Genomic DNA, 2,078 nt, shown 5'->3' on the forward strand with positions numbered 1-2,078 from the left:
GTCCGGCCGTGAGGTCACGACGGGCGGCGAGGAGCGGGAACGATCTTCACGGTTCCCCCCGAGAGGCAGTAGGAGCACGTCAGTCCCGACGTGATATGCGCCGGGGTGCAGGTGGGGCCAAGGCTTTTTTGGGGCTCCAGCTGATGTTCGCCGTACGTGTAGGGGCCATGAAGTCGCGTGGGCTCCGACACCGGCGGACCGTACGTCAGCAAGGGAAAGAAGTAGCAGAGGAAAGGGAGGGCCGTTCACCGTTGGATCGCCCGCCGTCGGCCGTCATTTGAGGCTCGGCGGACACCGCAGTTTCCATCGAACGAGAGGTGGTCTCCGGTCACGCTTATGCGATCCTCGCACCCGAAGCCGTCAGTTTCGGCTGGTGCGGATATGACAAGCCGACGTTCCGGTCGGTAGATGGTGTTCTGACCCGTAACCCTGGGCCCCGGCGCGTAAGCGCCGGGGCCCTCGACGTGGAGGTGGCATGGGGCAAAACTCCGATGACATGTTCGGCGATGAGAACTACCCGGCCTACACCATCGGCCAGGCCGCGGAGCTGCTCGGTACCACGCAGGACTTCCTGCGCCGCCTCGACGAGGCGAAATTGATCAACCCGCACCGCTCCAGCGGCGGGCACCGCCGCTACTCCCGCTACCAGCTGCGCCTGGCCGCCCGGGCCCGCGAGATGGTCGACCAGGGCACCGCCCTGGAGGCCGCCTGCCGGATCATCATTCTGGAAGACCAACTCGAGGAAGCCCTCCGGCAGAACCAGAACCAGCAGCATGGGACGCGGCGGCAGGACTGGCCAGCCCGCTCTCGTGCGAGGTCGTCGGCGGGCGATGAGTCGGCCGGCCCGCCAGGCGAAGGTCCCCGTCCCCGCCTCGGTCCTGGCAGCCCCGCTCGTCGCACCTCTTCACATCCCGGCCGGCGACCGGGATGCTGTGCGTGACCGGCGGTCCGAGGCGTCGCCGTCGTACCCCGGCCGGCGTGCCCGGGCGCGGCGGATCGGCGGCGTGTAGCGTCCGATCATGGGCAGCGGCGGAACGGACGACGTGGGTGCCGGGTGGAACACCGCTCGCGGCGCCGACGAAGTGGCGTTGTTGTCGGAAGAGATCACCGCTGCGCGGGTGACGGCGCTGCGTCACGCGGTCGCCGCGGCAGCCCGTTCGGCAGGTCTGGTGGGCCACGGGCTGGAGGACTTCGTGTTGGCGGTGCACGAGTTGGTCACCAACGTGGTGCGCCATGGCGGGGGCAGCGGCGAGGTGCGTCTGTGGCAGCACCACGACCTGCTGACCTGCCAGGTCAGCGACAACGGACCTGGGTTGGGTGAGATGGCCGTCGCCCTGCCGTCGCCGGGGGAGGTCGGCCACCGGGGACTGTGGCTGGCACGGCAGCTCACCGAAGGGCTGATGATCGACAACTCCGGACAGGGAACGATCGCCTCGGTGACAGCGCAGCTGCGCCCCCGATCGACCGTGCACGAGGGACGGTGACAGTGGCCACGGAGCAGACCTGGCACTGGCGTGTCGACGTCGGTGCCGATCGTAGTGTCCTGGCGCTGTCCGGTGAGATCGACATGTCGGGCGCCGATCGGCTCGATGACCTGCTGCACGAGACCATCGCCCAGGCCGGGACGGTAGAGGTGGACCTGGCGGGGTTGACCTTCATCGACTCGACCGTGCTGAGCACTCTGGTCGGCGCGCACCACCACGCGGCCGACCGGGGAGTGGATCTCACCCTGGTCAACGCCGCTGGGCAGGTCCGCCGGGTCCTCGACATGACCGGCATCATGCAGTTGTTCGGGCGGGTGGCAGATCCGCCACCCGCCGCGATCTGAGTGCGCGAGGCTGGGAACCTCGTCGCGGCGGGCGGCGGAACAGCCGTCGCGACGCTCAGACTGTGGGGCGGTCAGGCTCGGTCTGTCGTGGGCTCAAGGAAGCGGACCATGAGTACGGTGGCGTCGTCCTGCAGCCGGTCGTCCTGGTAGGCGAGGATCGCGTGGACGAGACGCCGGGCGGTCTCTGGTAGCGGCAGCCTGTCAGCCAGGGCCCGGACGGTGAAGTCGACCAACCGCTCGGTGCCGAACC

2 protein-coding genes and 1 pseudogene are annotated in these 2,078 nt (G+C 69.0%); all 3 read left to right on the forward strand.

The features are described from left to right. Window positions 1–475 precede the first annotated feature (475 nt). A pseudogene (locus DKT69_RS36080) lies at window positions 476–772 on the forward strand (helix-turn-helix domain-containing protein); the annotation flags it as partial. A gap of 247 nt (window positions 773–1,019) precedes the next feature. Continuing rightward, complete coding sequence (locus tag DKT69_RS36085; RefSeq protein WP_109805834.1) at window positions 1,020–1,484, forward strand: ATP-binding protein; 465 nt, start codon at window positions 1,020–1,022, stop codon at window positions 1,482–1,484. After that, the gene (locus DKT69_RS36090; protein WP_236648667.1) at window positions 1,481–1,828 is read left to right on the forward strand and encodes an STAS domain-containing protein; all 348 of its coding nucleotides are present in this window, start codon (window positions 1,481–1,483) and stop codon (window positions 1,826–1,828) included. Before DKT69_RS36085 ends, DKT69_RS36090 begins: the two co-directional genes overlap by 4 nt. Window positions 1,829–2,078 lie beyond the last annotated feature (250 nt).

The sequence above is a fragment of the Micromonospora sicca genome (assembly GCF_003172935.1).
Taxonomy (GTDB): Bacteria; Actinomycetota; Actinomycetes; order Mycobacteriales; family Micromonosporaceae; genus Micromonospora; species Micromonospora sicca.

Bases quoted from the DNA above. Each gene is read 5' to 3' on its own strand.
- DKT69_RS36085 (WP_109805834.1), top strand. From the start codon at position 1,020: ATGGGCAGCGGCGGAACGGACGACGTGGGTGCCGGGTGGAACACCGCT.